Annotated in this window: 7 protein-coding genes; all 7 read right to left on the bottom strand. The window is 61.6% G+C overall.

The genetic code is table 11. The features are described from left to right. Positions 1-284: GNAT family N-acetyltransferase (locus GIW04_RS25830; RefSeq protein ID WP_236479324.1), on the bottom strand; the 284-nt coding region annotated here is incomplete at its 3' end. A 96-nt stretch (positions 285-380) separates the two neighbouring features. Beyond that, on the bottom strand, positions 381-710 hold the full coding sequence (locus GIW04_RS25825) for a hypothetical protein (protein ID WP_003191756.1): 330 nt from the start codon (positions 708-710) through the stop codon (positions 381-383). 110 nt (positions 711-820) lie between these two features. Beyond that, complete coding sequence (locus GIW04_RS25820) at positions 821-1,894, bottom strand: class I SAM-dependent methyltransferase (RefSeq protein ID WP_003191758.1); 1,074 nt, start codon at positions 1,892-1,894, stop codon at positions 821-823. A 45-nt stretch (positions 1,895-1,939) separates the two neighbouring features. Beyond that, on the bottom strand, positions 1,940-3,388 hold the full coding sequence (locus GIW04_RS25815; RefSeq protein WP_003191760.1) for a class-II fumarase/aspartase family protein: 1,449 nt from the start codon (positions 3,386-3,388) through the stop codon (positions 1,940-1,942). Further along, the gene (purB, locus tag GIW04_RS25810; RefSeq protein ID WP_003191761.1) at positions 3,388-4,821 is read right to left on the bottom strand and encodes an adenylosuccinate lyase; all 1,434 of its coding nucleotides are present in this window, start codon (positions 4,819-4,821) and stop codon (positions 3,388-3,390) included. The genes GIW04_RS25815 and purB overlap by 1 nt, the downstream gene beginning before the upstream one ends. Before the next feature lie 30 nt (positions 4,822-4,851). Beyond that, the gene (locus tag GIW04_RS25805) at positions 4,852-5,838 is read right to left on the bottom strand and encodes an HOASN domain-containing protein (RefSeq protein ID WP_120248151.1); all 987 of its coding nucleotides are present in this window, start codon (positions 5,836-5,838) and stop codon (positions 4,852-4,854) included. A 39-nt stretch (positions 5,839-5,877) separates the two neighbouring features. Next, positions 5,878-6,873: an HOASN domain-containing protein gene (locus tag GIW04_RS25800; RefSeq protein ID WP_032900708.1), complete on the bottom strand. Its 996-nt coding sequence runs from the start codon at positions 6,871-6,873 to the stop codon at positions 5,878-5,880. Between the last annotated feature and the right edge of the window lie 312 nt (positions 6,874-7,185).

Genomic DNA, 7,185 nt, shown 5'->3' with positions numbered 1-7,185 from the left:
GCCATCAGTTGGCGACCCAGGCCAAGCTTCTCGTGCGATGGCAGCACGAACATCGCGAATACTTCGCCTTCATCCAGATCGACCATGGAAAACCCCGCCGCCTGGCCGTCCACTTCCGCGATCCAGCCGCAAGGGGCTGCGCGCAACGTGTCGCTCAATACCTGTGGGGTAATCCCCAGGTCAGCCATCTGTTCAAGGCTCAGGTGGTTTTGCACCACCGCGGTGCGAATCGCGCACAGCGTGTCGACGTCATCGGGTGTCGCCGTTCGAATCAGCACTTGCATATCGGCCTCCATGAAGAAGTGCGCAATTGTATGCAAATACTCACACAGGGTTTGTCGTGGATTTGTAAAGGCCCCACGGCTGGTGCGGGGCTACGATTACTTGCGCGCCACCTTGTAGCGCAGGCAATCCTGGTAAAAGCTTTGACGAATCGCCTCGGGCTTGAGCCGTGAGCGACTGTCATAGGTCTGCTCGGTGATGCCCATGGCCATCATGCGCATCCACGATTTGCTGAACTTGAGGGTCTGGATCTTCTGCCGGGCGGCGTACAGCGAAACGCCGGATAACTTGAGTTCCTGGGCCCTGGCGGCCGTGCCTGCGCCCCAACTGCACATGTACTTGTCACCTTCGCGCAACTCCCTGGCCTGCGCGACAGTCGCGCCGCCGGCCAGGGAGCAGGCAATCAGCATCATTCCCACAGAGCGCATTTGCATCCTCACCTAACCACCTGAAAATAAAAGTGATTTTGGCGAGGATTTTGTTACAAAGGGGCCATTAAATTGCCTTAATGCGCAACGCAATGGCCGGATGGCTCATATCAAGGCTTGAGTTCGAACAGCGCCGGCATTGGCGGCCACTCCGAGGGCACTTTACGGAAGCGGCTGAACCCGGCGGCTTGCGCCATCTGACGGGCACGCTTCTCGCCCATGAACGCCCCCAGCCCGGCGCCGCCATGGGACAGCGAACAGGTCATGCAATAGAGGGTGCTCTGCGGGTACATGACACGCCCGAACAGGTTCATGTTTTCGTGCAGTTCTTCGGACAGGTTGAGTTCCACCATCAGGTAGGTACCGTCTTCGGCCGTGGCGGCGCGCAAATCCTTGAGCATCTGTTGAGGGTCGGTGGCATCGTGGATCACCACAAAGGTGGTCACGAAGTCGAATTGCTGGCCGCGCAAGGCGTCGGAGTCGTTCACCTCGAATTGCACCCGGTCACCCACACCGGCCGCCTCGGCGTTGGCCCGCGCCAACTCGATGGAAGGCAGGTGGAAGTCGCAGCCGACAATGCGCGCCTCGGGGTAGGCCTTGGCCATGGTGATCGCCGCCAGGCCCGCGCCGCAGCCGAAATCCAGCACACTGCCGCCGGTCTTGAGCTTCTCTTCGACGCCGTCCAGGGACGGGATCCAGTGCTGGACCAGGTAGTGCTTGTACCAGGGCATGGTCATGCGCTCCATGCCTTTCCAGGTTTCCAGCGGGAACGCCTCTTCGGCGCAACCCCCGCCGTGGCGAAAGGCTTCAATGACCTTGGGCGCCATGCTCACGAACGGCACACTCAGCTGGATAATGCCACCGGCGAAATACGGCGAGTCTTCATCGGCCAGCACTGGCACAAATTCAGCCGGCATCTGGTAGCGGCGGGTTTGCGCGTCGTAGGTCACGTAATTGCCAGTGGCCATGCTGCCCAGCCATTCGCGCAAGTAACGTGCGTTGTAGCCGGTCTTGTGCGCTAACTCTTCCAGGGTCACCGCCTGGCCGTCAGCCAATGCCTTGAACAAGCCGAGCTGGTCGCCAATGTAGAGCATGGCGCCGCGCAGCGTGTTGCCGTAATCCTCCATGATGCGCGCCGAAAATTGCTGGACCTTGGCTTTATCAACTTCCATAACGTTGGACATCTGTCGCTCCTTGATGAATTTGCAAGTCTGTTCAGAGATCAATGATCAGTGGCCGGCGAGCTTGGCCAGCACGTTGTCAACAATGCGTTCGGACATGCCCAGGTGCGTCCGGGGTTCGAACAGCCGGGCCAGGGCGCCGTCATTCATGACCGCAAGCACCCGCGCATCGGCCTCGATTGCCTCGCGGATCGACACGTGATTGCGCTGGCTGGCCTGGGACACTTCGAAGATGATCTGGTAGGCGCTGCTCTTGCCCAGCTTGCGCGCCATTTCGAACACCACCGCTTCGGTGCAGATGGCATCGCCATAGGCCTGGGCGGTGCCTTCCATCTTCTGCACATTCACGGTGAGCCCGTCGATGGTCTCGGTCAGAATCGAGAGCGCCATCAGCGCATAGTGGGAAACGTCCGCGACCGCGCACCACTCCAACCGCGTGCCGCGGTAATCACGCTCATGCTCAAGAATCATCGCGTCCAGCGCGAGCATGACCTGGGCCTTGGCCAGCCGCGCCAACACCACCACCTGCTCGCAACCTTCGGGGTTGCGTTTGTGCGGCATGGTGCTGCTGCCGATCTGTTGGTCGCTCCAGCCCACTTCCACTTCAGCGATTTCCCAGCGATTGAGCGTACGGATTTCATCGGCAACGCGGGCCAACGAGGCGGTGACCATGGCCAGGGTGCTGACGAACTCGGCAACGCGGTCACGGGACACATGCCAGCCCGTGAGGGGGACTTGCAGCGACAAGCGCTGGGCAAAACGCTCCAGCATCGGCATGGCATCCGGGCCGAACGCCGCCATGGTGCCGACCCCGCCGAACAACTGCACCACCAGCACCCGCTGGCGCGCCTCGGCCAGGCGCTGACGGTGGCGCAACAGCTCATCGATCCAGCCGGCGACCTTCAGCCCGAAGGTGGTCGGCAAGGCGGGAATCGAGTGGGTCCTGGCGACCATCAGCGAGTCACGGTGCGCATCGGCCAGGGTCGACAACTTGCCCAGCAAGGTCTCCAGGGCCTGGTCCATTGCATCAAGCACATCGCGCATTTCCAGGGACTGGGCGGTGTCCTGGATGTCTTGGGTGGTAGCGCCGTAATGCACGTACTCACGGGCACTGGGGCTGCAGTTTTTTTGCAGGGCACTGAGCAATGGCATCAGCGAATGCCCAGTGGCTGCCACGCCCTCGGCCAGTTGGCGCACATTGATGCCCGACAGCAACGCGGCCTTTTCGATCTCCAGGGCCGCCTCGCGCGGGATGATGTTGACATCGGCCTGGGCCATCGCCAGCGCCGCTTCCACGTCCAGCCAACGTTGCAGGCGACAATGACTGCAGAAAATCTTGCGGCTCTGCGGGCCGGCATAGCCTGAACCGTGGGTTTTCGAATCGAGAATGTGGCTGTGTTCGTGGCGGCATTGCTCGCCGTCATGATCAAAGCCTGGGTGGTCCGACCGTGCGGTGCAAGATGCACGGGCGGTCACTTCCAATGTTTGCGCATCCATCACATACCCTCCATCGCGTATTGGGACTGACTGGTATTGCCTGGGGTTGCCTGCGTCGCTTCAAGGCCATGGCCGCAAGCGCGAGGCAGTGCTTTAGTTGCCACCAAATCGACCATCTCGGCGGCAAGCCCCGTGTAGGTCGTCGGGTCAAGCAGGTCATCGAGCGTTTGCGGGCTGAAACAACCCTGCAGCCGCGAGTCACCAAGCAGCGCGTCGCGAAAGCAGACGCCTGTGTCTTGGGCTTGCAGGGCGATGTCGTGCACCAGGTGATGGGCTGTCTGCTTGCCACACCGAGGCGCCAGCGCGAGCATCACCCGCTCCGACAGGATCAGCCCGCCCAGCACGTCCAGGTTGCTACGCATGCGCGCTTCACGCACCTCCAGCCCAGCCAGCAGCAAGCCGTCCATACGGGCGAGCAAGGCGCCGGCGTAAATGAACAGCTCCGGCAAGGCCGCCCATTCGATGCGCCAGGTGGTACCGTCACGCTCGTGCAACTGGAACGCGGCGTCGGTCAGCGCAACCATCTGCGCGCGCACCAGCCGCGACAACGCACTGATCAGGTCCACCGTCGACGGGTTTTGCTTGTGGGGCATGGTGCTGCTCCCCACCTGCCCTGCCCGTCGGCCTTCGCGCACTTCATCGATCTCGGTGCGCTGCAGGTGGTAGATCTCATTGGCGACACGGCCCAACGTTGCCGACGCCTGCACCAGCAACCACGCCGCCTCCAGAATGCGGTCGCGGGCGCTGTGCCAACTGCTCAATGGCGCCGCCAGGCCCAGGCTTTCCAGGGTGCGGCGCTGCACATCCAAACCCTGCGGGCCAAGCCCGGCCAGGGTGCCCACGGCGCCGGTCAGGTTACCGACCATCACCCGCGCATAGGCTTCGTCAAAGCGTTCAAGGTGCCGATCGATCTCATCGACCCACACCGCCACCTTGTAGCCAAACGTGGTGGGCAGTGCGTGCTGCCCATGAGTCCTGGCGACCATCGGCGTGTGCTTGTGGCGCAAGGCGAGCGTGAGCAAATGCCCACGGATGCCGCGCAGGCGCTGCACCACCAGGCCCCAGGCATCGCGGATTTGCAGGATGAGGCCGGTGTCGAGGATGTCCTGGGTGGTGACGCCGTAATGCACGTATTCACCCAGCCCATCGGCACATAACCCCTGCAAGGCGCGCAGAGTCGGCACCAGGATGTGCCCGGTTTCCAGGCCCTCGCGCCCCAACGCGTCGAGGTCCAGCAGTTCCACGCTGGCTACCCGGGCAATCTCCCGGGCGGCCTCGTGGGGGATGAGGCCCATCTGCGCCTGGGTCGCCGCCAGCGCCGTTTCAACATCAAGCCACTTCTGCACCTGATTGGCATCAGAGAAGATCGCGGCAAATTCCGGGGACGAGTAAGCGCCCCCGTGGATACGGGATTCAGTGATATGACTTGGCATGTCGAGTTACTCGCGTTGTCCTAAGGAGGGCTACTTCACGCGTTGCACGTGTTCCCAGACTGCATCGTAGTAAGCCCGCTCCAGCCGGAAGTGCTCGGCCAAAGACGTCAGGAACGCGTTCTGGAACCCGAGGTCCGGAATACGCCGTGAGATCAGTGCCCATTCACGCTTGGCCCGTGGCGGCACCAGGCTGATATGCACTTCGTAATACTCCGCGTCGTCCTGGCTCAAGCCCGCATTGCGCAGGGCGTTGTACAACTTGCCGTGGTTGCCCGGCACCACCAGTTCAGTGATGTAGAACACCGCCAGGCCCCAGCCGAAATCGGGGTTGCGGAAACAGCGGGCGCGGTTGTTGAGGTAGGCGATTTCCTCGGGCATCGTCGAGAGCGCCTCGAAATCGGCATTCAGGCCCACGGCGGCAAGCAACTTGGCCAGCAGCTTCGGGTGGGAACGCTGCTCATCCTCTTCGCCCAACTCACCGTAGAGATAACGCGCCAAGGCGGCCGCCTCGTCTACGTCAGTCAGGTTGACCAGCAGGTCGGCGGCGTCCCGGTACAGGCGGTATGTGCGGAACCATTGGTGGCGCAAAAACACCTGCAGTTGCTCGCGAGAGGCTTTGCCTTCAAACACATACTGCGACATCGGATGGTTTTCCCGCGACTGCGCGGCAATCTGCTCTTCCAGGCGCTGCTGGAAACCGGCCTCGGACAAGGGCGATGCCAGGTCGGCTGACGGCATGAAACGCTCTTGCACGCTGTAAACGGCATTCGCCAGCCAACGCCGGGTCGAGGCGGTGGCCACGTCATCGCTCAGCGACAGGATGTACAGCAATTGCTGGCACTGCGCCGCATTCGCGGCGTCACCGCGTTGGCCGGTCTCGCACAGGGCGCGCAGCATATTGGCGGCAATTTCGATGCGATTGAACGTCGCGTCCGGCTTCAAGGCTTCCGCCAACAGACGGGCTTCGGCCGTGTGAATATTTTGCAATTGCGGCAGGGAAAAATTACGTGGGCTCATCATGTGCTCCATTATTTTTGTTTTCGGATCGCAGGTCGTTCAGGCAGACAGGCGTTGGGCCTGCATCTGCTGCCACAGGCTGTCGAAGTAGGCCTTGTTGATTTCGAAGTGGCGCTTGAGTGCGCGCATGAACGTGCGCTGAAAGCCCTCCTCGCTGGCAAACTTGGCAATCAGGGCCCACATTTCCTCGGTGTCGATCTCATCCTGGGTGCCATGCAAGCGGTGGAATTCGCTGGGCTGCTCTGGAACGTCGAGGCGCTGCAACAGCTCGTAGATGCGCCGATGGTTGACGCAACTGACAGACTCCACCGCATAGAGCAGTGCAAGGCCCCAGGCGACATCCGTGTGGCGCACACAGCGAATGCGATTATTCAGGTAGGCCTTTTCCAGCGGATGCAGCGCGGGGAAGTCGATGGCCAGCGGAATATCGAAATACTCCATCAGATGGGCGAGCATCGCCGGGTGCGAACGCTGCGGCGTCTCAGCCCCTGCTTCACCGTACAGGTTGCGGTAAAACACTGAGGCGTCTTCGATGGCTTCGAAGCGAAAGGCCAGTTCGGCCAGCAGGCTGTAGAAGTTGTAGGAACGGGTCCAGTGATGCTCCAGGAAGAAGCGCACATCCTGCACCGGCGGCGTCCCTTGGAACAGGTGCACCGACATCGGGTGGTTGACCCGGCTGCGTGCAGCGATTTCAGCGTCGACCTGCTGACGGAACGCCTCCACCGGCAACGCGGTGAAGCCCGGCAAGTCGGCGGCGAACTCATCTTCGACGCGGTAAACCTCGCTGGCCATCCAGCGCCGGGTCGGTTCGGTGCGTGGGTCACCGGGAATGTGCAATTGCAGCAAGGCTGACTGGTAATGCGCGTAGGCGCCAGCATCTCCCGCCAGGCCTTGCCGAGTCAGTGCGAGCAGCGCTTCCAGCGCGCGGGTGACCTGGGTGTAATTGGCGCCAGGTTCCAAGGCATTCGTCATCAGCCGCGAGGCGGTGGTGAAGAGATCGGAATCCGAGCGTTGTTGCAGGGCAGCAGTATCCATTGATAACCCCTGAATCTTGTTTTTGTGGTTGGGCATACTCGGAAAAAAGCCTAAAGGTTCCCGTAGTGGCAAGGTCAACACCTGTAGGAAAATTCTTTCAAAGGCTTGGCAACCAACGGTAACCACGATGCGAAGCGAGCCGCTCTTGATCTTGATCTGCTTTTGATCTTGATCTTAGGCGCCCTGTTAAACCACGCTGGCCGAACGCAGGCTTGAATTCGTGGGTAACCCGGCAGGACGCCGGGTTAGCCGCCCCGCGCCATGGATGGCGCGTGGCGGCGGCCCACGGATTCAAGACTGTGTTCGGGCACA

Origin of the sequence: Pseudomonas sp. PA-4-8C, from assembly GCF_021606625.1 — a bacterium.
GTDB lineage: Bacteria > Pseudomonadota > Gammaproteobacteria > Pseudomonadales > Pseudomonadaceae > Aquipseudomonas > Aquipseudomonas lactis.
The sequence above is the reverse complement of the archived record's forward strand: the minus strand, read 5'-3'. Positions and strand labels throughout refer to the sequence as shown.